The following is a 23690-nucleotide window of genomic DNA, read 5'->3' as shown; positions in this document are numbered from 1 at the left end:
GGATTATTCGCTGAAGGTTTTCCGGAAGCCGTAAAAAGGCCGGTAGCCCTGCGATTCGTAATACGTGCGGGATGTGCTGCTTGCAAGCATCTCGATGCGGGTGTTGGGATACAGGGCATGGGCATGCGCAAGGAGCTCCTTGCCGATCCCTTTCCCGCGCAGTTCCTTGTCGATGAGCAGCTCCGCTATGTACAAGGTCACGGCGCCATCCGTCAGCCCGCGCAGGCACCCGGCAATCTTGCCGTCCAGTTCAGCGACAAACGCCAAATTGGAGTGGCTCCATGCCGCTTTGGTGTCTTCCTGCTTCTCCACCAGGTTTGTCCAGCCCTCCGCTGCGTTCAGGCGGTTGATGTCCGGAAAATCCGTTTCCCGGTAAGGGCGTATGGCCAATGTTTCATTCGTCGTCATTTTTTCACCTCGTTAAAGTCAGCACTTTGCTGTCGCGCAGCCACTTTCCTGTCAGCCCATTTGCTGATTGCGTTCTTGAAGGTTTCATTGAAAAAGCCTTTTGAAGTCAAATAGATAAGCGCCATATTCAACTGCCTTTCTTCTGATTTCCCAGCCCTGCCGAAGAACAGCAATTCGGAGATAAAGGCCTATACATCCACTTGCCCGGCCGGGCCTGGACTTTCCTTTTTCCCTAACATCAAATACAGGAAATAAATGCCGAGCGCAGACAATAATCCTCCTGCAAAAAGGATGCTGCCCAATGCGGCGAACATGGCCATATTGTTTTCTATGACTGCGGCATAGAGCGACGCATCGGCCATTCCACTATCTTGGTTCTGCAGCCAAGATTCGGCTTTTTTAGCGCCAAGCGAAGGGCTCGAAAAACAGAGGACGAGTCCCCCGACCATCAGCAGTGCCGCTATCCAACCCGTTGCATAGATCTGGTTTCCCGTCACTTTCCTTCTCCTCCTTCCGCTACTGCCCTGCCTGCGACACGGCCTGAAAACAGGCAGCCGCCGAGGAACGTCCCTTCAAGCGAACGGTAGCCATGGACGCCGCCTCCGCCGAAGCCGGCCACTTCCCCAGCCGCGTACAATCCCGGCACCGGCTGCCCGGCCTCGTTGAGCACACGCGCCGATAAATCTGTCTGCAGGCCGCCGAGCGTTTTCCGGCTGACGATATTCAGGCGGACCGCAATCAGCGGGCCGTTGGCAGGATCGAGAATTTTATGCGGCTTCGCGACGCGGATCAGCTTGTCGCCGATGTATTTGCGGGCGCCTCGCATGGCCGTAACCTGCAAGTCTTTTCCGAAAGGATTGTCGAGCTGGCTGTCGCGCGCGGCAATCTGCTGCCTGACGAGCGATGCATCCAGCAGTTCTTCCCCTGTGAGCCGGTTCATCCCGGCAACCAGTTCATCAAGCGTGTCTGCAATGATGAAATCCTCGCCTTTGTCCATAAAGGCCTGGACCGGCGCCGTCGCTCCCGGCCTTACGCGCGCCAGCACTTGGCGGATGCTTTTGCCGGTGAGATCCGGATTCTGTTCGGAGCCCGACAGCGCAAATTCTTTCTCGATGATCTTCTGCGTCAGGATGAACCAGGAATAGCTATAGCCGGTTTTCTGGATCGCTTCAAGCGTCCCCAGCGTGTCAAAGCCCGGAAAATTCGGCGCTCCAAAGCGCTCACCCCGGGCATCCAGCCAAATCGACGAAGGGCCGGGAAGGATGCGGATGCCGTGCCGGCTCCAGACCGGATTCCAGTTTTTAATGCCTTCGGTGTAATGCCACATGCGGTCGCGGTTGACGATGCGGCCGCCGGCACTTTCCGCAATGGCCAGCATCCGTCCGTCGACATGCGCGGGCACGCCTGACAGCATTTCATCCGGAGCCGTTCCGAGACGGCTCGGCCAGTTTTTGCGGATCAGGTCATGGTTGCCTCCGATGCCGCCGCTCGTCACGACGACCGCTTCCCCTTCAAAACGGAATTCCCCGACCGCTTCGCGTGAACTCGCTTCTCCTCGCTCGGCTGGGCTTGGCGCAAGAATCGATCCGAAGACGCCCGTTACAGCTTCACCGTCGGCAGATAGCCCGTCCACCCGGTGGCGCGGCCGGTAATCGATCCCGCCGCTGGCGATATGGGCGCGCACCCGCCTCTCGAAAGGCTCGACAATTCCAGGTCCTGTTCCCCAGACGATATGAAAACGCGGAACGGTATTGCCATGTCCTTCCGCTAAGGAGCCGCCGCGCTCCGCCCAGCCGACAACCGGAAAGAATTTGACTCCGAGCCCTGAAAGCCAGGCCCGTTTTTCACCAGCCGCGAAATCGACATACGCTTCCGCCCATTTCCTGCCCCAGTAATCCTCGTCCTGCCGGTCAAAGCCGGCCGCGCCCATCCAATCCTGCCACGCCAGTTCTTTTGAATCGTTGATGCCGAGGCGACGCTGTTCAGGCGAATCCACTAAAAACAGCCCGCCGAACGACCACCAGGCCTGCCCGCCGAGCGAAGCTTCGGGCTCCTGATCCAGTAACAGGACCTTTTTGCCGCTGTCCGCTATTTCCGCAGCCGCTACCAATCCCGCAAGCCCTGCCCCTACCACGATTGCCTTGTACTCCATCATTCCATCCCCTTCGGTGATAAGTCAGTCTCTTTCTTTCATCGTAGCAGAAGCGTTTGGGAAATTATAGATATTTTTTCTTTGTTTTCTGACAACTATCTTGCGCAATTCGGTCCCTTTTTTATTTGCCTGATTTCTATGAGCGGTCATCCAAAATGCTGCATCTCCAAAAGAAAAAGGCATCACGCCAATTGCACGTAATGCCTGGAAAAGAGGGCAGCCAGCCGCTCAGGAAACGATGATGCGGTTCTTGCCGCTCTGTTTCGCTTTGTACAATTGGGTATCCGCCAAGTGGAACAATTCCTTGAAAGTTTTGACCGCGCCTGCACCATTGTCTGAAATGCCGATGCTGATTGTCAGGGTAAATGCTCCCCCTTCTTTCTCCAGCTGGACTTCTTGGAGCGCTTCGGCCAGCTGCTCCGCCTTTTTCCGGCCGATTTCGAGTGAGGCCCCTTTTAAAATAATGACGAATTCGTCCCCGCCGAATCGTCCGACCAGGTCTTCCTCGCGGAAGATTTCCGAACATGCCTGGCTGACAAGCTTGATGGCCTCATCCCCAAACAGGTGGCCGTTCTCGTCATTGATCGCCTTGAAATCGTCTATGTCGAAAACGATGCACACAAGGTTTTCACGGATCACTGCGGCTTTTCGGAGCCACTCATCTGCCGTCGTCTCGATATAGCTGCGGTTGTAAAGCCCGGTCAGGAAATCGGTGTTAGCCCGCCGTTCGTACTCGGCGATGTTGTGCTGGATCTCCATTTTCACTGCCGCCTTCGCCAACTCGTTATGATGGATTTCCGTCAGCAATGCGATGTATTCCTTCTGCACGCTGAACCCGAGCTTGCTGTCGCCGATCAGTTCGCACAGCCGGCACCGTTCTTCCTGGATCCGTTTGAGCTGCTCCAAATCCTTCGAGCTTTCTGCCATCTCTTTCGCTATCGTATAGGCATCAAAAGCCTCTTCATATTTCTTTTGTTTGGCGAACCATGCTCCCCGAAGCTCATAGAAACGTGTTTTTTCATTGAAGAGCCTGTCCAGTGCTGCAGTGGTTTTCACTTCTTCGAACAGCAGCTCCGAATCCGAAAAGTTCCAAAGGCCAATTTGGGCTTCCGCCTTGTCCAGTTTCCCTCTTACTTTCAGGATTTCGCTTTGCCGCTCATGCAGCTCTGCTTGCTGCAGCGCTTTGTCTGCCGCTTCCAGCGCAGCATTGTGGTCCCCTTCCTCTAAAAGGATGTGGCTCAACTGCAAATAAGCGTCTCCAACTATATTGTGCTTCTCCATTTTTTCGCCTAGCTTCATAATTGCTTCGAGCGTTCCCATTACTTTAGTACCATTATTTGTAAATTGATAAAGTTCGAAATGCGCCTGGTGGTAGCGGAGCCAATCCATGTCCCCGCCGGATTTTGCACATAATTCCCGGTAAGCGCTCATATGCCGAAAGGCTTCTTCCACCTCGCCTGCCCGCAAAAAAATCCTTCCCATATAAAGGTAGGCAGCCATAATCGCTTGGGAATCCTCAGCTTTCAACGCATCTTCGAGCATTTGATATGCATTGTCAACTAAAGGCCGCTTGCTTCCTTTTACCCGGTTTAAGACCGCTTGTTTATGAAAGTAAATTAGATTCCCTTCCGACATAGACCACACCTCCTATTAAGGAATTTTAAAAATAGATAAATTTAACTATTTTTTATTCTATATCAGTTTACCCTCAAAAACCACCTTATAAAAGCCCTTTGGAAGATAAATACGAGAAAATTTTCTGGTCCGGCCTGAACCTGAAAAGCCTGAAAACCGGGAGCCGGTTTTCAGGCTTTTTTTATAATGCAGCACTTATTTTCAGGATTCCAAATGCTTCCGCTGGAAATTCGAGATGCTCTCGTATTCTTCTTTCAGAAGCCGCGACAGGCGGATGTAGATCGGCAGCAGCTCCCGGTAGATTTCGGCGGTTTCTTCATGAGGCGAATGGGTGTGTGTCGCACCGATCATTTCGGATACGATGCTGAAATCTTCGATTTCTCCGATGGCATACATGCCCAAAACGACCGCACCGAGGCAGGAGCTTTCAAAGCTCTCCGGGATGATGACCGGCTTGTCGAAGACATCGGCCATCAACTGCCGCCACATTCCGGAACGGGCAAAACCGCCGGACGCTTGGATGCGCACCGGATCGCCCGTCAGTTCTTCAACCGCCAGCAGCACCGTGTACAGGTTGAAGACAATGCCTTCGAGCACTGCACGGATCATGTGCTGCTTTTTATGGTGGATGCTCAGCCCGAAGAACGAACCGCGGGCATTGGCGTCCCAAAGCGGCGCACGTTCCCCTGTCATGTACGGATGAAACAGCAGGCCGTCTGCTCCCGGATTGACGTTTTCAGCGATTTTCGTCAGCACGTCGTAAGGGTCGATGCCGAGCCGTTTTGCGGTCTCCACTTCCGAAGTTGCGAATTCATCGCGCAGCCAGCGCAGCACGATGCCGCCGTTGTTGACCGGGCCGCCGACCACCCAATGGCCTTCCGTCAGCACATAACAGAACGTGCGCCCTTTTGGATCCGTCTTCGGTACAGGCGAAACGGTGCGGATGGCGCCGCTCGTGCCGATCGTCACAGCGATGACGCCGGGGTCGATGGCATTGACGCCAAGGTTTGACAAGACGCCGTCGCTTGCCCCGACGATGAACGGCACATCGGTCCCGATGCCCATGAACGCTGCGTATTCCGCAGATAATCCGGCCATCTGATGCGTCGTCGGCACGAGGCGCGACAGCCTCCCTGCTGTTATTCCGGCTACGCGGAGCGCCCCTTCGTCCCAGTCCAGCCCCTCCAGATTGAACAGGCCGGTTGCCGAGGCGAGCGAGTGGTCGATGACATATTCACCGAACAGCTTATGGAAAATAAATTCCTTGATGCCGATGAACTTTTCGGCTCCTTCAAAAGTTGCCGGTTCGTCCTCTTTCAGCCACAGAAGTTTCGCTAACGGCGACATCGCATGGATCGGCGTTCCTGTCCGCAAGTAGATGGCATGTCCGTCCAGATCCTCCTTGATGCGCTTCGCGTGCTTGGCGCTCCGGGTATCCGCCCAGGTGATGCTTTGCGTCAAGGGCTTTCCATCTTTGCCGATGGCGATCAAACTGTGCATCGCCGAGCTGAACGACACCAGTTTCAGCGCATCCGCCGGGATGCCGCTTTTTCGGACGGTTTCCCTGACAGAAGTGAGCACTGCGCGGAAAATTTCTTCCGGATCCTGTTCTGCGACCAATTGGTTCGGCGTGTGGAGCGGGTAGAAGACGGTCTCGCATTCCACGACGCCCCCTTGTTTATCGAATAAAACCGCTTTGGTCGAAGTGGTTCCGACGTCCACGCCCAGGTAATATGATTTCTCAGGCATGCTAGCCCTCCTTTGGAGAATATAAGAAAAAGAAAAAGGAACTTCTCCTTTTTCTTTTCCCGTTTTATTAGATGAAGAAGCTTATGATGAGCACGACGACGAAACCGGTGAGGCCGATGATGGTTTCCATGACGGTCCACGATCTCAGCGTGTCTTTGACGTCCATGCCGAAGTAGCGGTTGACCAGCCAGAAGCCGGAGTCGTTGACGTGCGAAAGCACGGTCGCACCGGATGCGATGGCGATAACAATCAAGCCGAGTGCCGGGCCCGTCATGCCGACCATTTCAAGCAGCGGTGTAATCAGGCCGGCAGCTGTGACCATGGCAACAGTCGCGGAACCTTGCGCCACACGAACAGCGGTCGCGATCAGGAATGCCAGAACGATCGGCGGCAATGCCGAGTCGCCCATCATGTCGCCCAATACTTCACCGACGCCAGAGTCGATCAACACTTGCTTGAAGACGCCGCCGGCGCCTGTTACAAGAATGATGATCCCGGCAGGTTCAAGCGATTTCGTTGCAATGTCCTGGACTTCCTGGCGCGTATAGCCGCGTTTTGTCCCCAACAGGTAGAACGTCAGCAAAGTCGCAATCGTCAATGCGACGAATGGATGGCCAAGGAAGGTGAAGATGTTGCGGATGGTGTTCCCTTCTTCGAGCAGCACCCCTGTTACGGTGTTCAAAAGGATCAGAACAAGCGGAATAAGGATCAGCGCTGTGACCATGCCGAAGCTTGGCAGCTCCTTGTCGTACTCGCGCTCTTCCATTTCCATGTAATCCGGAATCTCCAAATGGATTTTCTTGCCTATGTACCGGCCGAAAACAGGACCTGCGAGAATCATTGCAGGAATCCCGGCAATCGCACCGAACAAAATGACCCAGCCAAGTTCAGCATTGACCAACTGCGCGACCGCAATCGGCCCCGGTGTCGGCGGGATGAAGCTGTGCGTTACCGCAAGGCCCGCTAAAAGCGGAATTCCGTAATGCAGAAGTGATTTGCCGGTCTTGCGCGCCAATCCGTAGACGATCGGAACAAGAATGATGAAACCGACATCGAAAAATACCGGGATGGCAACGATGAAGCCGGTGATGCCGAGCGCCCATGTCGCTTTGTCTTCCCCGAATTTATTGATCATTGTAGCGGCAAGGCGTTCTGCCCCGCCTGAAACTTCGAGCATCTTTCCGAACATGGCACCAAGGCCGACTACGACTGCGACAAAGCCGAGCGTGCCGCCCATGCCGTTCTGGATCGATGTGATGACTTCGTTAAGCGGCATGCCCGCTGCGATACCCACCAGCAAACTGACGAGCAAAAGTGCGACGAATGCATGCAATTTCGTGCGGATAACTAAAAACAATAATAGAAAAATCCCTGCAAGTGCGACCAAAATCAACGTTGAACCTGACAAATTGTCTCCTCCTCTTTGTGCAACCCCATTGTGTAAAATATATTGAATTAATGATTTCCGATTCTTGATATTCCGCAAACCAGCTTCGTAAAACCGCTTGCTCCATATCGAGGTGCCTCTTAGTGCTGGCGCGCCTCAGGGGTAGCGGTAGCACTAAGACTGGCGTCATTCCAGCCAGGCTTATTGCGGGAGCATCCCCAAAGCGCCGAAGTGGCTTTTGGTAGCGATTCTTTTTTCAACTTATATGGTTATTTCTTTTCGACTGCGTGCCCGCCGAACTCATTGCGCAGCGCCGCAACCACTTTCCCCGTGAACGTATCGTCTTCGAGCGAGCGGTAGCGCATCATCAGCGAAAGCGTGATGACCGGTGCCGGCACATTCAGATCCAGCGCCGTTTCGACCGTCCATTTCCCTTCGCCGGATGAATGCATGACGCCGCGGATGCCGTCGAGCTTCTCATCTTTTGAAAAGGCATTTTGCGTCAGCCCCATCAAGTACGAGCGAATGATGCTTCCGTTGTTCCAGACGCCTGCCACTTTTTCGTAATCGAAATCGAAATTGCTTTTGTTGAGGATTTCAAATCCTTCTGCGATGGATTGCATCATGCCGTACTCGATGCCGTTGTGGACCATCTTCAGGAAATGTCCGCTTCCGGCTTCGCCGGTGAACAGATAGCCGTTTTCCACCGAAATGTCCTTGAACAATGGTTCGATGTCCTTGAACTTCTCTGCGTCTCCGCCGATCATCGAGCAGATGCCGTGGCGTGCGCCTTCGGTTCCGCCGCTTGTCCCGCAATCGAACAGGTAGATGCCCTGCTCCTTCAGCTCTGCCGCACGGCGGATGCTGTCCTTGAAATTCGAATTGCCGCCGTCGATGATGGCGTCGCCCGTTTCGAGAAGCCCAGCCACTTGGGCCATCACCGTTTCCGTCACTTCGCCGGCAGGCACCATCAGCCAGACCGTGCGCGGAGCCGATAGCTTGCTGATCAGCTCTTCTATAGAAGAAGTTTTGGTGAAACCGCTTTCTTCAACAGCCGCATGGCTGTCATAGCCGAACACTTCATGGCCGTGGTCGTTCAAGTTCAGCGCCAGGTTCAAACCCATCTTTCCTAAACCGATCACTCCGATTTGCATAATAAAACCTCCTGTGGAATAAAAGAATATTTTTCCGTATTGGTTTTATTATATCGAATATTTTTTCTTTCGCAACATGTTATTCTAAAGGAAAGTGAAATAATCGATACAGAAATGAGGCAGACCCTTATGAAAGAGCAGCAATTTGCGCTGGCAGCGGTGCGCGGCAGCTACCGCATTTTCAGTGATAAAGAGAAAAAGATAGCAGATTTCGTTCTGAATGACCCGAAAAACATCATCCACCTGACCATCAGCCAGATTGCCGACGAGCTCGGATTGGCGGAGTCAACGATTTTCCGCTTCTGCCAGCGGATCGGCTTCAAGGGGTTCCAGGCGTTTAAAATTTCGCTCGCTGCGGAAGTCGTCACGCCGCTGAAGGATATCCATGAACAGATTGAAGAAGGCGACAGTGTAGGCAGCGTCACTGAAAAAGTGTTCCGCTCGAACATCAAGACGCTTGAAGACACGCTGCAGATTGCGGACGCCAATGCGATGGAGGGGGCAACCCAGGCTGTCCTGAAAGCACGGAAAACCGAGTTTTTCGGCAACGGCGGCTCGGCGATGATCGCCATGGACGGCTACCATAAATTCATCCGGCTCGGACTGTCCGTATCGATGAACCTCGATTCCCATATGCAGCTCATGGCGGCTTCCCAGCTGCAGGCCGAAGACGTCGCCATCGTCATTTCCCATTCCGGCTCCACGACCGATGTTCTGGATGTCCTTCGCATCCTGAAAGACAAAGGCGTCACCATCATCTGTGTTACGAATTTCGCAAAATCGCCGCTTTCCAAGGACGCCGACATTGCCCTCTATACCGTTTCGGAAGAAACCGATTTCCGTTCGGAGGCCCTTTCTTCCCGCATCGCACAGCTCAGCCTGATTGATGCGCTGTACACCAATTTGATGATCGCCCGCGGCGACGAAGGCAAAAAGGCGCTGCAGGACATGCGCGAAGCGATGTCGCACAAGCGGCTTTGATGCAGAAAAACCGGCACAGGAGATTCTCCTGTGCCGGTTTTCTAATTTTGGATCGCTCGGTCTTTTTGAACCGAGCTGAGCATGCCCATTGCAGCAGCGATGCCGAGCATGCACAACGAGCCGACAATTACGGTCGTCTGAACCGAGAAGAAATGTGCCGCAGCGGCAAGAGCTGCTGTTGCCGCCAGAATCCCGAGAGCTTCAACGAGGGCCAAGAGGCTGATGAACCTTCCCATGATGGCAGCCGGGATTTCTTCCTGGCAAAATGTCTGGAATCCGGTATTGGCGAAGCCCAAAGCAAACGCCAGGATGAAAAATCCGGAAGCGGCTGCGGCAAATGTGCCGGAAAATGCATAAAGAAGATAGCCGAGCGCCGTTCCGAAAGTTCCGGCACCCAGCAGGAATGGGACGGCAAGCCGTTCGGCGACTGCCGCATTCAGCAGCGCACCCGCGAGGATTCCGGCTCCCGCTGTACTGACCAGAACGCCGTACTGGCTGTCTGACAGCCCCAATACGAGCGTGGCAAACGACACTTCAAGCGAGTCCAAAGCCGTGGCCATCACCATGAACGCGGTGAAAACCACATACACTCCCGTTACGTAGCTGTTGCTTCGGCTGAAGCGCTGAACCGTCTGCCAATCTCTTTTGATTGTCTCAAGCGACATTTTTTCGCTGCCGCCGCTTGGCCCGTCCTTTTCAAGGTCCGGAAGACATATTGCCAAAATCCCGGCAAACGCAAGTGCTGCTGCGTTGATCCAGATGGCAAATTCCGGCGGCCCGATGGCGAGCAGCAGACCGGCAGCGGCCGGCCCCACCAAAAAAGCACCGGACGTGGCCAGGCTGCGGAGCGCATTGAACCGCTTCCGCTGTTCCGGCGCCAGCAGCATCGTGACATACGCCATCGCAGCCGGCTCGAATATCGCTCCGGCAATGCCCAGGATAAAAACAGCCAAGTAGATCACCAGCAGCGACTCGGCAAAAGGCAGCAGCACGATCATGGCTGCCCGGAGCACATCCAAAACAACGAGCAGCCTCCGCTTGTTTCTGCGGTCAATCAAACTGCCCGACCAGAAGCCAGTCACCAAGACAGCAGCAGGCCCGATCATGTACAACACCGCCACCGCAAGAGGCGATCCGCCTGCAAGCTCCAGCACGGTTAGATTAAGCGCGATCAGATAGATCCATGCGCCAACGTTCGAAATGCCGACGGCCAAAAGCAATATGGCCGGGTCCTTCCATTTCTCCATTTCCAGCCCTCCCCATTTTCGGTTGTTGAACACAAAAAAATCCCACCCCCAAGACAATTGTCTTGGAGGCGGGATTTGAAATCGCGGTGCCACTCCAGTTGTGCCGCCATGTCGCCATGGAAGCCTCATCAAGTACGGCGGCCTGAACCGCTTATACTTTTGCTCTGTAACAGGAGCGCCTGTTGCGCCATCCTCGCTTCGGATTCCGGCGCACTGCTCGGAGGCTTGGTTCAATGGGGCGTCCCTGCCCCTTCCCATCCTTCGGGGCTTTCTTGGAGAAACGCGGCCATCTACTCTTCTCGTCATCGCATTTGATTTTATTTACAATAGCACTTCAGGGATTTATTGTAAATGGCTTTTTTGCTTCGCTTTCAGCGGAATCCAGATTTCCGAATAGGAATCCGGCTGGTAGGCGTCTTCCTGAGGATACACTTCAAGCTCCGGAGTCCCGGCATATTCATACGGGTTGGACGGGAACCATTCTGAGAAGATTTTCTTCCAGGCGTCCTGCATGGCATCGGGCATCGGCCCGTGTACTTCAAATACGCCCCATTTCGAAGCCGGGATTTCCATCGCCTTAAAGCCTTCCGGCGCTTCCTGGCCGGTTTCTGCCGCAATCCAGTAATCCATCAAGCCGCCTTCCTTGCCGATGCAGACGCCGAGAACGCCTTCGATTTGTCCGTCATTCAGACGGAACAGCCGTTCATCCGTCCCGTCCGCGAGCGCTTTTTGCCACATGGCCGGAATCCCTTTCAAATTGCCGTCGTCCTCTGTCGAAAATTCCTGCTTTACCCCTGCCACTTTAAAGCCGGCCCGTTCCACAATTTTGTACTTCATCGGTTCTGCCCCTTTCAGACTCACCTGGATCACCAGGCGGTTGTATGATTTCAGGCTGCCCAAATACTTCCGCGCGTCGGTCGGCGCCATGCCGTGCTGGCGGCGGAAAGCTTTGGCAAAAGCCTCCGGAGTGTCATAGCCGTATTTCAAGGCGATGTCGATGATTTTCGAGTCGGTGCTGACCAATTCATGTGCGGCAAGCGTCAAACGCCGGCCCCGGAGATATTCGCCAACCGACATATCCGTCAAAATGGCGAACGTCCGCTGGAAGTGGAAGACCGATGAATTGGCCTGTGCAGCAATTTCATCGATGCCGATCGGCTCGTCCAGATGCGCTTCCATAAAATCGATTGCCTCTTGCAGTGATTCCACCCATCCCATACCGCTCACTCCCTGACTTCAGTTTATTCCCATGAAGGCTTGCGTTCCTGTCCGTAAATGCTCTCTTCGGACAGGTCCACGTATTATTTGCAGATTTCTTCCGCCTCATCCATACTTTTATCATAATGTTTGATTGTTCGAAATACTATTTGAACTGGAGGTTTTTCTAATGGAACATCTGCAGGATACAATCACTTTGCACAATGGCGTCAAAATGCCGTGGTTCGGTCTCGGGCTGTCCGGGGCAGAGGACGGTCCCGAAGCGGCAAATGCGGTCAAAACCGCGATTGTCCATGGCTATCGGAGTTTCGATACGGCTGCGCTTTACGGCAATGAAACCGGTGTCGGCCAGGGGATCCGCGAAGGGCTCAATGAAACCGGCCTGGCGCGTGAAGACTTGTTCATCACTTCAAAGGTCTGGAATTCCGACCTCGGCTATGAATCAGCGCTGGCTGCTTTTGAAAAGAGCCTCAAGAAACTCGGCCTCGATTATCTCGACCTGTACTTGATCCACTGGCCGGTCGAAGGCAAATTCAAAGATGCCTGGCGCGCGCTGGAAACCTTGTACAAGGAAGGCCGCGTCAAAGCGATCGGCGTCAGCAATTTCCATATCCATCATTTGGAGGAATTGCTGAAAGACGCAGAAATCAAGCCGATGGTCGACCAGGTCGAATACCATCCGTTCCTGACACAAAAAGACCTCCATGAATTCTGTAAATCCCAAGGCATCCAATTGGAAGCCTGGTCGCCGCTTATGCAAGGCGAACTGCTCGAGGAGCCGCTGCTTGTGGAGATCGCCTCCAAACTTGAAAAGACCGTCGCGCAAGTCATCCTTCGCTGGGATTTGCAAAACGGCGTCGTGACCATCCCGAAATCGACCAAGGAGTTCCGCATCATCCAGAATTCCCAAATCTTCGATTTCGAGCTCACTGACGATGACATGGAGCGCATTTCCGCATTGAATGAAAACCGCCGCGTCGGGCCCGACCCGGATAATTTCGATTTTTGACAAAAAACCGCTGCCCAAAAGGCAGCGGTTTTCTATTTTATTTGATTGATAAGCAGGTAGAATCCGGTAAACAGCAAAATCGCATACGTGGCAAAGCGGAATGTCCGTTGGTCGATCTTTGTGAACAAGCGCTGGCCCAGATACAGTCCCGCCAATACGAGCGGAAGCGCCAAGCCGCTGGAAATCCAAACGGTTTTATTGGTGCCGGCAAAGAAGATCTGCAGGGCCAAGCTAACCGAGTAGATGACCAAGTAAAAAGCGAGTGTCGTGCCGCGCAGCTTTTCCTTCCTGGTATCCGTCCCTGAAAAATACAGCAATAGCGGCGGCCCCGGCATGCCGATGCTGGTGGTTAAACTTCCGGACAGGCCGCCAAACACGAAATCCCGCCGGTCTGTCTGACGGATGCGGAAAGATAAAATCAGCAATGCAGTCAGCAGTAGAATGACGATGCTGACCGCCAGTTTCAGCGCTTCCAAGTCCGCCCACAGGAAAACCGCAATCCCGGCCGGCATGCCGGCGATGCTCCCGGCAATCAACCTTTTCAGGACCGCTCCGTCGATGTCAGTACGGATTTTTAATATCAGCGCTCCTGAAATGACAAGCGATAAGATCAGGTTGATCTGGATGGCGTCCCCGACACTGAACAGCAGCAGCAGGAACGGCGTCGCCAGTATCGAAAAGCCGAAACCGGTGCTGGTCTGCAGAACCGAAGCTATTAGAATGATGACAATGAACAAAAATACTTCCATTTAAACACCCGCTTACATAAAAGACCTATTCCCGATTCTAGCACAGTCCGGCACCCCTTTTAATGGCGCTTCGCTGAAAACTCCCTTTCCAGTATGGAATACATCGCCAGGTCGACAAATTCGCCCTTGATGACCATATGGTCGCGCGCCACGCCCTCGAGTTTCATGCCGAGCTTCTCGGCAAGCCGGCGGGATTGGGTATTTTCCAGCATGATTGGAGCTTCGATTTTGTTCAGCCCCATCTCTTTGAAGCCAAATGCCAGCAGTCCGTCGGCCGCTTCTTTCATCAGTCCCTGTCCCCAGTATTCTTGTGAAAGTGTATAGGCTATTTCCGCTTTGGATCGCTTGGGCTGCCAGCTTACGTAGTCGATGGTGCCGATCATCTTCCCAGTCTGTTTCAGTTGGATCGCCCATGTCAGTTTTTGGTGCTGGTCGTATGCGTCGAGTATGAACGCCAGAAACCCTTTCGTCTCTTCAATCGTTTTATGTACATCCCACGGCATGAAACGGGAGACGGACGGTTCGGACGCATACTTGAACCCTTCTTCCGCATCTTCCATCACCAGTTTCCGCAGGAGCAGCCGCTCAGTTTCGATTGCTGGAACGGTTCGGTAAATTTCTTCTCTTTCCACGATACTTCTCTCCTTTATTGATCGCTCGGCATTGCTGCCGGATCCTGGATCGTTATTTCCCAGGAAATAACCGTCGTGCTGTCACGGACTCCGCATTGCTGGATCGATTGCAGCATTTCTCCGATGCCGCCTTTCCTCTCCATTGACCGGGAAATGCTAGCCGGTTCGCTATAGGGGTTGCCGGGGCATTCCACCAGCCCGTGAGTAGTCAGGAAGAGGCGGCTAACGCCTTGGCGCAACTCTCTCGTACCGGAAGAGTAGCACGGAATGGCCCCTTCAAACGTGTTCACCTGGCCGATCCATTCATAGAACTGGCGCTGGTTCAGCTGATGCTGCCCGAGCGCTGCCAGCTCCGGATGGAATAAGTACAGGAGGCAGTCGCCGACCGAGAACCACCAGATGTATTTCCCTTTCCGTACTGCGAGGAGGCAAGCGGTTTCCCCTTGCAGATTCCTGCAGTGGGCGAGGAAAGATTCTTCCTGGAATATGTTCAGTACCGCATCTTCGAGGTTCCGGAAAAACGCCTTTTGCAGCGGCCGGCTTAGCAGCGCTTTAATTTTTCCCTTATGCGCATCCACCTGCTCCAGCACGGCTTCCGCACTTTCCGCCGTTTGATGGGCATCCAGCAGCATAGCGAATTCCCAATCCGCCGCTTCGCTTTGCCACACCAGGCAGGCGTCTTCGTTTTTGGACTGGCCGGCGGAGGAATTGCCGCCAAAGCGGCCGATTTCGATTTCCCCTATCTTCGTAATGAAGGGCTGATCGACGAAATGTTCTTTGCTTCCTATCCACTGGAAGTCCGTTTTTTCCATTAATGGCCACCGCCTTTTTAGATTCTTAAAATTATAAGCTATTCCGCTTTTAAATGGAACATTTTACCTGAAAAATCTCTTTAGCAAAGTCAGCCCAGAATTTAATCGACACTTTCTGAGATTTAATCGTCACTTCACGAAGTTTAATCGACATTAATGAGATTTTAATCGACACAACGCCCCTATCGGCGTTAGCAGCACCTTCAACCCGTGTTTCCAAGCTCCCTATCTACGTTTCTGCCATTTTTATCGATGTTTCTCACTTCCCTATCGGCGTTTCGCCTCAATCCCGCGACTCCTGCAAACACCCGATAAATGGACGGCTGTCTCCATTTCGTTTACCATATTATTGAGTATTCATTAGATTAACGAAATAAAAACCCAAGGAGCAGCCAATTTGAATAAAACCAAACCCCCATTGTGGACCAAGGACTTCATCCTTACCTCTTCCGTCAACTTCTTTCTGGTTCTGATCTTTTACCTATTGATGGTGACCATCGCCGTCTATGCCGTCGACGCTTACGATGCCTCGACGAGCGAGGCCGGCCTGGTGACCGGCATTTTCATTATCGGCGTTCTAGCCGGCCGCCTCCTCATCGGACGCTTTCTTGACCGCATCGGGCGCAAGCGGACGATGGTGGTCGGCCTCATCTTGTTTACGCTGACAACATTCTTTTACTTTTTGGATTTCGGGCTGCCGTTCCTGATGTTCAACCGCTTTCTGCACGGCATGATGCTCGGGTTTGCGGCAACCGCAGCCGGCACAATCGTCGCGCAGATCATCCCGATGTCGCGAAAAGGCGAAGGGATCGGCTATTACAGCCTGAGCAACACTTTGGCGACCGCCATCGGCCCGTTCATCGGCCTGTACATGAACCAGAACTCGAGCTATGAAATGATTTTTGCATTGTGCCTGGCCTGCGGAGTGGCAAGCTTGTCCATTTCCTTGTTCGTCACTGTGCCGACCATCGAAGCGCCGCCTGCCGGAGAAGAAATGAAAGGCTTCAAACTCGCGCAGTACGTGGAACCAAAAGCGGTGCCGATCACGTTGGTGATCTTTATTGCGGCGTTCTGCTATGCAAGTGTCCTGTCATTCATCAGCTTCTATGCCGTCGAACGCGACTTGGTGCAGGCCGCGAGTTTCTTCTTCATCGTTTATTCGATTGCGATCCTTATCTCCAGGCCGTTCACGGGACGCCTCATGGACGTCAAAGGCGCAAATTACGTCATGTATCCGGCATTCTTCATTTTCGCTGCCGGCCTCTTGCTGCTGAGCACCGCGGAAAGCACATCCATGTTTCTGCTGGCTGGTTTCCTGATTGGCCTTGGCTTCGGCAATATGCAGTCTACGACACAGGCGGTGGCCATCAAAATGACCCCGCCGCACCGGATGGGCCTCGCAACGTCGACGTTCTTCATCTTTATGGATGCCGGACTCGGCTTCGGCCCTTACCTTCTCGGCTTTATCATTTCGTTTACCGGCTACAGCCTGCTGTATGCCATTCTCGGAGGCGTCGTGGCTGCCGCTTCCATCCTGTACTATTTCCTTCACGGGCGAAAAGAACGCCGGGACAACCGGCTTGCTTCGGCTTAGCCAACTAAAGAAGGGCATCCTCACATGGAGGATGCCCTTTTTCGATGAAACGAAAGATGGATTTTTGACTCAGTCTGATTTAATCCTACTAACAAGCAAATAAATCCTTGCGGAACATTATGATAATATGAATTCAAAGAAATGGTTAATTGAATAGCAACTTTACTCAAAAATCAGCTAGCTCATAATAGGAGGGCGAATTATCATGGTCAGATTGGACAAAATGAATTCCAGTGAATTTGAAGAGTACCTAAAGTACGCAATTAAAAATTATGCTGGTGAACACGTTAAAGCAGGAAATTGGAATGAGCAGGAGGCCATAAGCAAGTCGACTAAAGCGTACGAAGAGCTATTGCCAGAAGGAGAAAAAACTGCCGATAATGAGCTATTCATGATTCGGGATGGAGAAGAAGAAGTAGGGATCATATGGCTGGCACAGGGCGCAAACGATAAAGGGTTTATTTACGACCTCGAAATTCAGGAAGACAGCCGCGGTCGCGGCTATGGCAAACAGGCCATGAAAGAGATAGAAAAAGTAGCAAGAAACTTAAATTTGAAAAGTATAGGTCTGCACGTATTTGCCCACAATCAAATCGCACGAGATTTATACAAAAACCTCGGATATGCAGAAACAAATATTAAAATGGAAAAAAAGATTTAACATTGCGGTTCTAAAGGAGAAGGGCATGCAGTTCGATGAATCATTTTCAAATGTTCTTCTTGCAAGGTCTATTGAACCCTGCTGCTCTTAGCCTTTTGAAGAGATAGAGTGCATATAAAAGAGGCAGAATGAGAAGGGTTCCCCCGCCATTCTGCCTCTCTTGCGTCTCCTATTGACTTAAGAGCATCCTCACATGAAGGATGCTCTTTTCATATACTCTTTTATTCTTCTTCCGCTTCCGCAGCGTCCGCTTCGGCTTTTGTCTTGTGGACAGTGCCCGGTTCGTGCTCCGGCGGCGCGTAGATGGAGTAGACTTTCAATGGCTCATCGCCTTTATTGGTAACGTTATGGTATTTGCCGGCCGGGATCATGATCGCGTCGTCATCTTTGGCGTTCTGTTCGAACGTCAAATTGTCTTCGCTGTCGCCCATCTGGACAAATCCGCTGCCGCCTTCGATGCGAAGGAACTGGTCGCCTTCATGCTTTTCGAGTCCGATGTCATCGCCCGGCTCGACGCTCATGACCGTTACCTGCAAGTTTTCGCCGGTCCAGATCGTCGTACGGAAATTCTCATTTTTCACTGTCGCTTCTTCGATATTCACCACATAAGGTTCTTTTCCATGATCTTTGAAATCCATTCAGAATTCCTCCTTTGAATTAACTAGACATTCCTTCTATACCTTTGAATGCCCTAATTCAAACAAGGGATTCCGAACTCAGTTGACCAATTGCTTCACTAGTTCCTTGTTGCGCTTCTTGAAAACTTCATTATGAGAGGAGACCATGGCAATTTCGTTGGCGCTCGGTTGGATGAATTGCTTGGCTTTATTGACGGCGTTCGCCGCGTCATGGAACGTTCCGGCAATCAGGTTCAGCTTGCCCGGATGCTTCAGGATATCGCCAGCTGCAAAAAGGCCCGGAACGGATGATTCACTGGCGGAGCTGCCGGAAATATAGAAGCCGTCCACCATCTCGATATCGAGGCCGCTTTGCTGAAGCAAGGTGGCATCCTGTTCGTAGCCATGGTTGATGATGACTTCGTCGACCGCTTCGAAGAATGTGTGGCCGGTCTCCTGGTGGGTCAACTCGACGTATTCGATGGCATCCCGCTCGTCCGATGCAATCAACTTGGTGATGGTGGTGTTCAGGAAGCATTGGACCGAGCTGTTCATCAGCTGGGACACCTGCGCTTCATGTCCGGCCAGTTCGCCTTTGCGGTACGTGACCGAAACTTTAGCGGCAATCGGCTCAAGTTCGTTCGCCCAGTCGATCGCGGAATTTCCGCCGCCTGAGATCAGGACGTTCTTTCCTTTAAAGCGCCCAAGTGATTTGACGGTGTAGTTCAAGTTCGACAATTCGAACCGTTCGGCCCCTTCGATCGCAAGTTTCTGCGGATTCAGGATGCCCCCGCCGACTGCGACGATGATGGTCTTGGACAAATGGACTTCACCCGACGAACCCGTCAATTCGAAAATGCCGGCACTGTTGCGGTCGATCGATTCCACTTTCTCATTGAGCACAACTTCCGGATTGAACGTCAGGCCTTGCGTGACCAGCTGCTCAATCAGTTTGGCGCCCTGAATCGGCGGCTGCCCTCCGACGTCCCAAATCATCTTTTCCGGATAGACATGCAGCTTACCGCCCAGCTGCGGCTGAAATTCGATCAGTTTCGTTTTCATTTCCCGAAGGCCGCTGTAAAAGGCCGAATAAAGGCCTGCCGGACCGCCGCCGATAATTGTCACGTCGAATATTTCCGAATTCGCCATTTTGCTCCACTCCTGCTTCTATTTTTATAAGTATAAGAAAGTATAACTTTTAGACTCTTTGTTTCGTGTCCAGCCTCCAGCGCTTGTCAGGGCTGAACGGCCGCTTCCGCTTTTCTTTGTCCAGACTCCAGCGGCCAGGTTCTCGGGTCATAAGCCTGCCTGGCTATGCGGTTGAAAACACACCGCTTCGCCAGGCCGTCTTATGCCGGTCGAACCTAAACGGCCGCTTCCGCTTTTCTTATTGACATCGATTCTCATTCGCTTTATAGTAGTCATTGTAACGGAATTGAGAATCATTATCAACTTCTATATACATATTTATTTTCAGCAAAGGAGGCTCATCCATGGTTCGACTGTCCGCCGAAAATCTCGACATCAGCTACGGGGAACGGAAAATCGTCAAAAACCTGTCACTCGAAATCCCCGATAAAAAAATCACCACGATCATCGGCTCCAACGGCTGCGGCAAGTCGACCTTGCTGAAGGCATTGACCCGTGTCATTCCGCATCAGGCCGGTTCGATTATCCTCGATGGCGGTGAAATCGCCAAGGAAAACACCAAGCTGCTCGCGCGCAAGATGGCCATCCTGCCGCAGACGCCTGAAAGCTCGCCCGGACTGACGGTCGGCGAGCTGGTTTCCTACGGTCGCTTCCCTTATCAGAAAGGGTTTGGCCGCCTGTCCGCCCGCGATTATGAAATCATCAATTGGGCGATGGATGTCACGGGAACCCAGTTTTTCAAGTACCACCCCGTCGACGCCTTGTCCGGCGGCCAGCGCCAGCGCGTCTGGATTGCGATGGCGCTGGCCCAGGAAACCGAAATGATTTTCCTGGATGAGCCGACGACCTACCTCGACATGGCCCATCAGCTCGAGATCCTCGAGCTGCTGCAGAAGCTGAATGAAGAACAGGAGCGCACGATCGTCATGGTGCTCCACGACCTCAATCAGGCTTCCCGCTTCGCCGATCACCTGATCGCCATGAAAAGCGGCGAAATCATCAAATCCGGCACGAGCCACGAAGTGATCACACCGGAAGTTTTGAAAACCGTGTTCCGCATCGACGCCGACATCGGCATCGACCCCCGGACGCAAAAACCCATCTGCATCACTTACAATTTAATCAAAGGAGCTTAACCATGAAAAAATTATCATTCATCCTTATTTTATTGGCAGCTATGCTGCTTGCTGCTTGCGGCAGCGATTCCGCATCACCGAGCAAAGAAGAAGGCGGCGCAGCTGATTCGCCTGAAACCATCACATACGAATCCGAAAACGGACCGGTCGAAGTGCCTGCTGATCCGCAGCGCGTCCTTGTCCTCTCCACTTATGCAGGAAATGTCATGGCGCTTGACGTGCCGCTAGTCGGCGTCGACTCATGGTCGAAATCGAACCCCCGCTTCCAGGAACAATTGGAAGGCGTGGAAGAAGTGACGGAAGACAACCTTGAAAAGATCATCGAACTTGATCCGGACTTGATCATCGGCTTGTCGACGATCAAAAATATCGACAAGTTGAATGAAATCGCACCGACCGTTACGTACACTTACGGAAAAGTCGATTACTTGACGCAGCACCTCGAAATTGGAAAGCTGTTGAACAAAGAAGAAGAAGCTCAGACATGGATCGATGATTTCAAAACTCGCGCTGGGGAAGCCGGCGAAGAAATCCGTGCTGAAATCGGCGAAGATGCAACGGTTTCTGTCATCGAGAACTTTGACAAGCAATTGTACGTCTTCGGCGACAACTGGGGACGCGGAACAGAAATCCTTTACCAGGAAATGAAACTGAAGATGCCAGCGAAAGTGGAAGAAATGGCATTGAAAGACGGCTTCTATGCATTGTCGCAGGAAGTGCTTCCTGAATTCATGGGCGATTACGTGATCTTCAGCAAAGACAGCGAACAGGACAACTCGTTCCAGGAAACGGATGTCTACAAGAACACACCGGCTGTCAAGAACGGCCAAGTCTTTGAAGCCAACGCCAAAGAATTCTACTTTAACGATCCAATCTCATTGGACTACCAGCTTGAGTTCTTCAAAGAACATTTCTTGAAATAAAAAGAGAAGAGGAATTCCTGGATACAGGGATTCCTCTTTAGTCTGTTATGTATTGTTATAGTAGGTATACACTTTTCCTGCTTGCCGATATTCCGCAAAACAGCTACGCTTGCCGCGGGCGTCTGCGCTGTTTTGCTACATATCTCAGATAACACAGCAAAAAAGATAGAGTTACCCCTTCCCAATGTGCTAAACTAGCGCCGGCGCGTTCAGGGCTAGGCGGAGCTATGAGACGAGTGTTTTTCTCGGCTCATGGCGGAAGCCCAGCCCAAAGCGGCCGAAGCGGTATAGAATAATATCTTTAATTTAGAAAGATGTAACGACCTAAGAGCCTTAATCCATAGAGAAAAGATGATGCCTTATGCCAATCAAAACTTCATTCTTCCTTAAATTCATCGCCGGGCTTGCCGCGTTTCTCGCGATGTTCGTCATCTCCATCGCATTCGGAGCTGCCGACATCAGTGTGAAGGACACGTGGCTTGCGCTGTTTTCGTCCGCTTCGAATGATGCCATTTCCATCATCCGGGAAATCCGGCTGCCGCGCGAGCTCGCTGCGGTATTGGTCGGCGCCGCTTTGTCGGTGTCCGGCGCCATCATGCAGGGCATGACGCGCAATCCGCTTGCGGATCCGGGTTTGCTCGGGCTCACTGCCGGCGCGAACGCGGCGCTTGCCATTACGCTTGCGTTCATTCCCGGAGCCAATTACTTCAATATCATGATTGCCTGCTTTATCGGAGCCGCTGCAGGCGCGGCATTGGTGTTCGGGATAGGAGCTTCCAAAAAAGGCGGCTTTTCGCCGTTCCGCATCGTGCTGGCCGGCGCAGCCATTTCGGCGTTCCTGACGGCGCTCGCTGAAGGGATCGCTTTGTATTTCAAGATTTCAAAAGACGTCTCTATGTGGACTGCCGGTGGATTGATCGGTACGACCTGGGGCCAGCTGCAGGTCATCTTCCCGTTCATCCTGGTGTCGCTGATCATTGCGCTGCTGCTGTCCCGCCAATTGTCGATTCTCAGCTTGAGCGAAGAAGCGGCGATCGGCCTTGGACAGAAGACCGGGCAGACGAAAGCGCTGCTGTTCCTCGTCGTCACCTTGCTTGCCGGTGCTGCCGTGGCGCTCGCCGGAAACATGGCGTTTGTCGGGCTCCTGGTGCCGCATATCGTCCGCATGATCGTCGGCATCGATTACCGACATGTAATTCCGATGTCCGCAGTGGTCGGAGCGATTTTCATGCTGTTTGCCAATCTGCTCGGCCGCACGCTCAATGCACCGTTCGAGACACCGGTCGCTGCGATCGTCGCGATGCTCGGCTTGCCGTTCTTCCTGCTCATCGTCCGTAAAGGAGGAGGCGCATTCACATGATCCAAACCGCTTTGCTGAAAAAACAGCGCATTTTCTTTTATTCGCTCCTCGGGCTGATCCTGGCCACCATCACCATCAGTTTGGGGACAGGGTATTCCTCCCTTTCCTACGACCGCCTGTTTGCGGCATTTGCCGGACAAGGCACGTTCAAGGAGGAATTTGTCCTCTATTCCATCCGGCTGCCGCGCATCTTGATCACGCTGCTTGCGGGAATGGCGCTTGCACTTGCCGGCGCCATCCTGCAGAGCATCACGCGGAACGACTTGGCGGACCCGGGCATTATCGGCATCAATTCGGGCGCCGGCGTCGCAATTGCTGTGTTCTTCCTGTACGTCCCGGTCGATGCGGGCTCATTCGTCTATGTGCTCCCTGCTGTCGCATTCGCAGGGGCTATGGTGACCGCGCTCTTGATCTATGCATTTTCCTATAATAAACGGACCGGCCTGCAGCCGGTGCGGCTCGTCCTGATCGGCATCGGGTTCTCGATGGCGCTGTCCGGCATCATGATCGTGCTGATTTCTTCCGCCGAGCGGGAGAAAGTCGACTTTATCGCCAATTGGCTCGCCGGCAATATCTGGGGGACGGATTGGCCGTTCATCCTGGCGATCCTGCCTTGGCTGCTTGTGCTCATCCCATTCACACTGTATAAAGCGAACCGCTTGAACATGCTGAACCTGAGCGAGCCGGTAGCGGTCGGCCTCGGCGTCTCGATCGAACGGGAGCGCCTGGTCCTATTGATGACCGCTGTCGCCCTTGCGGCGGCCGCTGTCTCCGTCACAGGCGGCATCGCCTTTATCGGACTCATGGCGCCGCATATTGCCAAATCGCTTGTCGGGCCAAGGCACCAGATGTTCCTGCCGCTTGCCATTCTGATCGGTGGCTGGCTGCTGCTGATTGCCGACACGTTCGGCCGCAATTTGCTTGAACCGTCAGGCATCCCGGCCGGCATCATGGCAGCGCTCATCGGCGCACCTTATTTCATCTTTTTGCTGCTGAAAAAATAAAAAATAAACCCCTGATTGAGAAAGGTTCTTCTGAACTGAGCCCCATTTTCTAGACAGTTTAATAAAAGCACCCTGCAGCTTACGCTGCGATCAGATGACTCCGGTATTGTGCC

The 23690-nt window shown here is 53.0% G+C and carries 22 protein-coding genes; 8 read left to right on the top strand and 14 right to left on the bottom strand.

The genetic code is table 11. The features are described from left to right. Positions 1-3: 3 nt before the first annotated feature. From ACFSDB_RS00130 to gnd, 7 genes are all read right to left on the bottom strand, one after another. Complete coding sequence (locus ACFSDB_RS00130) at positions 4-408, bottom strand: GNAT family N-acetyltransferase (RefSeq protein WP_204891663.1); 405 nt, start codon at positions 406-408, stop codon at positions 4-6. A 188-nt stretch (positions 409-596) separates the two neighbouring features. Continuing rightward, the gene (locus tag ACFSDB_RS00125; RefSeq protein ID WP_204891664.1) at positions 597-905 is read right to left on the bottom strand and encodes a hypothetical protein; all 309 of its coding nucleotides are present in this window, start codon (positions 903-905) and stop codon (positions 597-599) included. Then, positions 902-2560: an FAD-binding dehydrogenase gene (locus ACFSDB_RS00120; protein WP_204891711.1), complete on the bottom strand. Its 1659-nt coding sequence runs from the start codon at positions 2558-2560 to the stop codon at positions 902-904. The genes ACFSDB_RS00125 and ACFSDB_RS00120 overlap by 4 nt, the downstream gene beginning before the upstream one ends. A gap of 228 nt (positions 2561-2788) precedes the next feature. Beyond that, positions 2789-4195 (bottom strand): tetratricopeptide repeat-containing diguanylate cyclase, encoded by a 1407-nt coding sequence (locus ACFSDB_RS00115; protein ID WP_204891665.1) that lies wholly within the window; start codon positions 4193-4195, stop codon positions 2789-2791. 201 nt (positions 4196-4396) lie between these two features. Then, positions 4397-5944 carry a gluconokinase gene (gene gntK / locus ACFSDB_RS00110; protein ID WP_204891666.1) on the bottom strand — a complete coding sequence of 516 codons (1548 nt, stop codon included), beginning with the start codon at positions 5942-5944 and terminating at the stop codon, positions 4397-4399. 67 nt (positions 5945-6011) lie between these two features. Beyond that, on the bottom strand, positions 6012-7352 hold the full coding sequence (locus tag ACFSDB_RS00105; protein WP_204891667.1) for a GntT/GntP/DsdX family permease: 1341 nt from the start codon (positions 7350-7352) through the stop codon (positions 6012-6014). Positions 7353-7600: 248 nt separating this feature from the next. After that, complete coding sequence (gnd, locus tag ACFSDB_RS00100; RefSeq protein WP_204891668.1) at positions 7601-8485, bottom strand: phosphogluconate dehydrogenase (NAD(+)-dependent, decarboxylating); 885 nt, start codon at positions 8483-8485, stop codon at positions 7601-7603. Positions 8486-8614: 129 nt separating this feature from the next. Here gnd and ACFSDB_RS00095 point away from each other — a divergent pair, with 129 nt between their 5' ends. Beyond that, positions 8615-9466 (top strand): MurR/RpiR family transcriptional regulator, encoded by an 852-nt coding sequence (locus ACFSDB_RS00095; protein WP_204891669.1) that lies wholly within the window; start codon positions 8615-8617, stop codon positions 9464-9466. A gap of 41 nt (positions 9467-9507) precedes the next feature. Here the strand turns inward: ACFSDB_RS00095 and ACFSDB_RS00090 are convergent, their stop codons facing one another. Together ACFSDB_RS00090 and ACFSDB_RS00085 are read right to left on the bottom strand one after the other, a co-directional pair. Beyond that, positions 9508-10713: an MFS transporter gene (locus tag ACFSDB_RS00090; protein ID WP_204891670.1), complete on the bottom strand. Its 1206-nt coding sequence runs from the start codon at positions 10711-10713 to the stop codon at positions 9508-9510. A gap of 342 nt (positions 10714-11055) precedes the next feature. Continuing rightward, complete coding sequence (locus tag ACFSDB_RS00085) at positions 11056-11931, bottom strand: effector binding domain-containing protein (RefSeq protein ID WP_204891671.1); 876 nt, start codon at positions 11929-11931, stop codon at positions 11056-11058. Positions 11932-12100: 169 nt separating this feature from the next. On the opposite strand from ACFSDB_RS00085, the gene ACFSDB_RS00080 reads away from it, so the two are divergent. After that, on the top strand, positions 12101-12940 hold the full coding sequence (locus ACFSDB_RS00080; RefSeq protein ID WP_204891672.1) for an aldo/keto reductase: 840 nt from the start codon (positions 12101-12103) through the stop codon (positions 12938-12940). A gap of 32 nt (positions 12941-12972) precedes the next feature. Here ACFSDB_RS00080 and ACFSDB_RS00075 read toward each other — a convergent pair whose 3' ends face one another. Genes ACFSDB_RS00075 through ACFSDB_RS00065 form a run of 3 tightly spaced genes read right to left on the bottom strand, consistent with a single transcriptional unit; the run spans position 12973 to position 15133 of the window. Beyond that, a complete protein-coding gene (locus tag ACFSDB_RS00075) occupies positions 12973-13689 on the bottom strand; it encodes a sulfite exporter TauE/SafE family protein (protein WP_204891673.1) in 717 nt (238 codons plus the stop codon). Between the two features lie 59 nt (positions 13690-13748). Next, a complete protein-coding gene (locus ACFSDB_RS00070; protein ID WP_204891674.1) occupies positions 13749-14321 on the bottom strand; it encodes a GNAT family N-acetyltransferase in 573 nt (190 codons plus the stop codon). A gap of 14 nt (positions 14322-14335) precedes the next feature. After that, entirely contained in the window at positions 14336-15133 is a 798-nt protein-coding gene (locus ACFSDB_RS00065) for a PP2C family serine/threonine-protein phosphatase (RefSeq protein WP_204891675.1), read from the bottom strand. A 397-nt stretch (positions 15134-15530) separates the two neighbouring features. On the opposite strand from ACFSDB_RS00065, the gene ACFSDB_RS00060 reads away from it, so the two are divergent. Together ACFSDB_RS00060 and ACFSDB_RS00055 are read left to right on the top strand one after the other, a co-directional pair. Further along, complete coding sequence (locus ACFSDB_RS00060) at positions 15531-16727, top strand: MFS transporter (RefSeq protein WP_204891676.1); 1197 nt, start codon at positions 15531-15533, stop codon at positions 16725-16727. A 205-nt stretch (positions 16728-16932) separates the two neighbouring features. Beyond that, a complete protein-coding gene (locus ACFSDB_RS00055) occupies positions 16933-17388 on the top strand; it encodes a GNAT family N-acetyltransferase (protein ID WP_204891677.1) in 456 nt (151 codons plus the stop codon). Between the two features lie 221 nt (positions 17389-17609). Here the strand turns inward: ACFSDB_RS00055 and ACFSDB_RS00050 are convergent, their stop codons facing one another. Beyond that, positions 17610-18026, bottom strand: coding sequence for a cupin domain-containing protein (locus ACFSDB_RS00050; protein ID WP_204891678.1), 417 nt, complete (start codon positions 18024-18026; stop codon positions 17610-17612). A gap of 78 nt (positions 18027-18104) precedes the next feature. Continuing rightward, positions 18105-19154: an NAD(P)/FAD-dependent oxidoreductase gene (locus tag ACFSDB_RS00045; RefSeq protein ID WP_204891679.1), complete on the bottom strand. Its 1050-nt coding sequence runs from the start codon at positions 19152-19154 to the stop codon at positions 18105-18107. A gap of 344 nt (positions 19155-19498) precedes the next feature. On the opposite strand from ACFSDB_RS00045, the gene ACFSDB_RS00040 reads away from it, so the two are divergent. From ACFSDB_RS00040 to ACFSDB_RS00025, 4 genes are all read left to right on the top strand, one after another. Next, entirely contained in the window at positions 19499-20290 is a 792-nt protein-coding gene (locus ACFSDB_RS00040) for an ABC transporter ATP-binding protein (RefSeq protein ID WP_204891680.1), read from the top strand. Between the two features lie 2 nt (positions 20291-20292). Continuing rightward, positions 20293-21213 (top strand): iron-hydroxamate ABC transporter substrate-binding protein, encoded by a 921-nt coding sequence (locus ACFSDB_RS00035; RefSeq protein WP_204891681.1) that lies wholly within the window; start codon positions 20293-20295, stop codon positions 21211-21213. 361 nt (positions 21214-21574) lie between these two features. Then, positions 21575-22573 (top strand): FecCD family ABC transporter permease, encoded by a 999-nt coding sequence (locus ACFSDB_RS00030; RefSeq protein WP_204891682.1) that lies wholly within the window; start codon positions 21575-21577, stop codon positions 22571-22573. Further along, positions 22570-23577, top strand: a complete 1008-nt coding sequence (locus tag ACFSDB_RS00025) for a FecCD family ABC transporter permease (RefSeq protein ID WP_204891683.1) — start codon at positions 22570-22572, stop codon at positions 23575-23577. The genes ACFSDB_RS00030 and ACFSDB_RS00025 overlap by 4 nt, the downstream gene beginning before the upstream one ends. Positions 23578-23690 lie beyond the last annotated feature (113 nt).

Origin of the sequence: Planococcus chinensis, assembly GCF_042681545.1 — a bacterium.
GTDB classification, from domain to species: Bacteria; Bacillota; Bacilli; order Bacillales_A; family Planococcaceae; genus Planococcus; species Planococcus chinensis.
The sequence above is the reverse complement of the archived record's forward strand: the minus strand, read 5'-3'. Positions and strand labels throughout refer to the sequence as shown.

Bases quoted from the DNA above. Each gene is read 5' to 3' on its own strand.
- ACFSDB_RS00095 (WP_204891669.1), top strand. From the start codon at position 8,615: ATGAAAGAGCAGCAATTTGCGCTGGCAGCGGTGCGCGGCAGCTACCGC.
- ACFSDB_RS00080 (WP_204891672.1), top strand. From the start codon at position 12,101: ATGGAACATCTGCAGGATACAATCACTTTGCACAATGGCGTCAAAATG.
- ACFSDB_RS00075 (WP_204891673.1), bottom strand. From the start codon at position 13,689: ATGGAAGTATTTTTGTTCATTGTCATCATTCTAATAGCTTCGGTTCTG.
- ACFSDB_RS00115 (WP_204891665.1), bottom strand. From the start codon at position 4,195: ATGTCGGAAGGGAATCTAATTTACTTTCATAAACAAGCGGTCTTAAAC.
- gntK (WP_204891666.1), bottom strand. From the start codon at position 5,944: ATGCCTGAGAAATCATATTACCTGGGCGTGGACGTCGGAACCACTTCG.
- ACFSDB_RS00050 (WP_204891678.1), bottom strand. From the start codon at position 18,026: ATGGATTTCAAAGATCATGGAAAAGAACCTTATGTGGTGAATATCGAA.
- ACFSDB_RS00085 (WP_204891671.1), bottom strand. From the start codon at position 11,931: ATGGGATGGGTGGAATCACTGCAAGAGGCAATCGATTTTATGGAAGCG.
- ACFSDB_RS00130 (WP_204891663.1), bottom strand. From the start codon at position 408: ATGACGACGAATGAAACATTGGCCATACGCCCTTACCGGGAAACGGAT.
- ACFSDB_RS00090 (WP_204891670.1), bottom strand. From the start codon at position 10,713: ATGGAGAAATGGAAGGACCCGGCCATATTGCTTTTGGCCGTCGGCATT.
- ACFSDB_RS00120 (WP_204891711.1), bottom strand. From the start codon at position 2,560: ATGGAGTACAAGGCAATCGTGGTAGGGGCAGGGCTTGCGGGATTGGTA.
- ACFSDB_RS00025 (WP_204891683.1), top strand. From the start codon at position 22,570: ATGATCCAAACCGCTTTGCTGAAAAAACAGCGCATTTTCTTTTATTCG.
- ACFSDB_RS00040 (WP_204891680.1), top strand. From the start codon at position 19,499: ATGGTTCGACTGTCCGCCGAAAATCTCGACATCAGCTACGGGGAACGG.
- gnd (WP_204891668.1), bottom strand. From the start codon at position 8,485: ATGCAAATCGGAGTGATCGGTTTAGGAAAGATGGGTTTGAACCTGGCG.
- ACFSDB_RS00035 (WP_204891681.1), top strand. From the start codon at position 20,293: ATGAAAAAATTATCATTCATCCTTATTTTATTGGCAGCTATGCTGCTT.
- ACFSDB_RS00055 (WP_204891677.1), top strand. From the start codon at position 16,933: ATGGTCAGATTGGACAAAATGAATTCCAGTGAATTTGAAGAGTACCTA.
- ACFSDB_RS00065 (WP_204891675.1), bottom strand. From the start codon at position 15,133: ATGGAAAAAACGGACTTCCAGTGGATAGGAAGCAAAGAACATTTCGTC.
- ACFSDB_RS00045 (WP_204891679.1), bottom strand. From the start codon at position 19,154: ATGGCGAATTCGGAAATATTCGACGTGACAATTATCGGCGGCGGTCCG.
- ACFSDB_RS00030 (WP_204891682.1), top strand. From the start codon at position 21,575: ATGCCAATCAAAACTTCATTCTTCCTTAAATTCATCGCCGGGCTTGCC.